The following is a 2,377-nucleotide window of genomic DNA, read 5'->3' as shown; positions in this document are numbered from 1 at the left end:
GTGAGGGCGGCGGTGGCCACGTTGAGCACCCACAACGCCGGCGCGGGGTCGTACGGGCCGGCAGAGCGCAGGAAGGCCACCCGCGCGCCGTCGTCACCGACCGTCAAGGCGTGCGGGGCGCCGAAGCGGAACCGGCCGGTGCGGTCCGCGAGTTCGGGATACTCCACGCTGACCAGCATCGCTGATCACCGGCCCCTCGCGCCCGGCAAACCGCACACGCGAGGCCGCCGGGCGCTCGCGCGTAGAGTGGCGCGCGTGACGAACGCGCTGCCCGCACGCCGCCTGATGCTCGTGCATGCCCATCCCGACGACGAGGTCACCGGCACCGGCGCCACCATGGCCCGGTATGCCGCCGAGGGCGCCCAGGTGACCCTGGTGACCTGCACGCTGGGTGAGGAGGGCGAGATCCACGTGCCCGCGTTGGCGCAGCTGGAGGCACGCCAGGCCGACCAGCTCGGCGGCTGGCGCATCGTCGAGCTGGAGCGGGCCTGTGCCGCCCTCGGCGTCACCGACCACCGCTTCCTCGGCGGCGCGGGCCGCTACCGCGACTCCGGGATGATGGGTCTGGAGACCAACAACCATCCCCGGGCGTTCTGGCAGGCCGACCTGGAGGAGGCGGCCCGGCAGTGCCTGGAGGTCATGCGGGAGGTACGCCCGCAGGTGCTGATCACGTACGACGAGAACGGCTTCTACGGCCACCCGGACCACATCCAGGCGCACCGGGTCGCGATGCGGGCGGCCGAGCTCGCCGAGGCCGAGGGTTTCGGCCCGGAGAAGATCTACTGGACCGCCATGCCCCGCAGCGTGCTCGAGGGCGGCATGGAGGCGTTCAAGGGGATGGACGACAACCCGTTCGCCGACGTGGAGAACGTCGAGGACCTCCCGTTCGGCCACCCGGACGACGAGATCGCCGCCCGGATCGACGGCACCGACTTCTACGAGCAGAAGGTGGCCGCGATGCGCGCGCACGCCACCCAGATCCCGGACAACTCCTGGCTGTACGGCATCGCCGGCGACTTCGGCGGCGAGTTCATGGGCGTGGAGTACTTCACCCTGGTCAAGGGCGAGCGTGGCGAGGTGAGTGGCCCGCACAAGTGGGAGGACGACCTGTTCAGCAACGTGGTGGGGCGATGACTCTCGAAGCCCCCTCGGTCTCCCCGACGGCCGACCCGCCGCCGCCTGCTCCGCCCGGCCGGGCGCTGGAGCTGACCTTCCGGGTCGCCGGACTGCTCATCGCCGTGCTGGCCACGGTGCTCACCGCGGCGCTGGAGATCTTCCTGTCGCCGTTGCGGCTCGGCGGGGTGCCGATCGGCGTCGCCGTCCCGGCGGCCGTGCTGGCCAATCTGGCGCTCTGCTGGTTCGCCGTGACCACGGTGGGCCGGCGCTGGGCGCTGGCGGTGCCGTGGGCGCTCTGGACATTGATCATGTTCTTCGCGGCGGGCACGCGGACCACCGAGGGTGACTATCTGATCAGTGGCGAGGACTGGGTCGCGCTGGTGATGATCCTGGTCGGCAGCCTGACCTTCGCGGTCTACACGTACCGTTTGATCTTGAAGAGGCCGCCTGTCACAAAGCAGTGACGACCACTCGTGTTGTTTGTCGCTGCGGCGCCCCGGCCTGCACACTTGCGCCGTGTTCGCCTCTGAGACCCCCACCGGCCAGGCCTCCGCGACGGTGTCCCCGCCGGCCGCGCCACCGGCGGACGGCCCGGTCAGCCGCAAGCGGATCGTCGCGGTCGGCACCGTGGCCGCCGTGCTCATCGCCGGGGCCGGCGCGGCCGCCTGGGTGTACGGCGGTGACGTCCCCCGGGGCACCGAGATCCTCGGTGTCGAGCTCGGCGGCAAGTCCCGCACCGAGGCCGAGCGGGCGCTGACCGACGCGGTGGGTCCGCGCACCGGCGCCCCGGTCGCGATCGATCTGGCCGGGGAGCGGTTCTCGCTGGCGGCCGCCGACCTCGGGCTGCGGCTGAACGTCGACCTGAGCGTCGGCAAGGCGATCAAGGGCAGCCCGCGGCTGACCGGCACCCGCAGCGTGCCGCCGGTGATCGAGCTGGACGAGGCGAGGCTGGAGAAGGCGCTGCGCGAGCGCCTCGACCCGACGAAGATCACGCTCAAGAAGCCCGGCATCACGTACGCGGGGCTGGTCCCGAAGCCCACCTACCCGGCGGCCGGGCAGGGCCTGGACGTGCCGGCCGCCGCGGCCGCGGTCCGGCAGTCCTGGCTGGTCGGCGGCATCGCCACGATCACGCTGGTGTCCCGGCCGCCGGCGACCAGGAGAGAGGAGGGCGTCGCGCTGGTCGCGGACCTGGCGGTGCCGGCCGAGGCCGCGGCGGTGACCGTGAGGGTGGGGGACAAGTCGGTGACGGTGTGCGCGGAGG

Annotated in this window: 2 protein-coding genes and 1 pseudogene; all 3 read left to right on the top strand. The window is 72.6% G+C overall.

The window, feature by feature from the left end:
- The first annotated feature begins 285 nt into the window (after positions 1-285).
- Positions 286-1,134 carry an N-acetyl-1-D-myo-inositol-2-amino-2-deoxy-alpha-D-glucopyranoside deacetylase gene (gene mshB / locus AB0C29_RS44010; protein ID WP_360833697.1) on the top strand — a complete coding sequence of 283 codons (849 nt, stop codon included), beginning with the start codon at positions 286-288 and terminating at the stop codon, positions 1,132-1,134.
- The gene (locus AB0C29_RS44005; RefSeq protein WP_360833695.1) at positions 1,131-1,580 is read left to right on the top strand and encodes a hypothetical protein; all 450 of its coding nucleotides are present in this window, start codon (positions 1,131-1,133) and stop codon (positions 1,578-1,580) included. Before mshB ends, AB0C29_RS44005 begins: the two co-directional genes overlap by 4 nt.
- 52 nt (positions 1,581-1,632) lie before the next feature.
- A pseudogene (locus tag AB0C29_RS44000) lies at positions 1,633-2,377 on the top strand (vanomycin resistance protein VanB); the annotation flags it as partial.

Source organism: Actinoplanes sp. NPDC048791 (assembly GCF_040650095.1).
Classification (GTDB): Bacteria; Actinomycetota; Actinomycetes; order Mycobacteriales; family Micromonosporaceae; genus Actinoplanes.
This window is presented reverse-complemented; position numbering and strand designations above follow the sequence as displayed.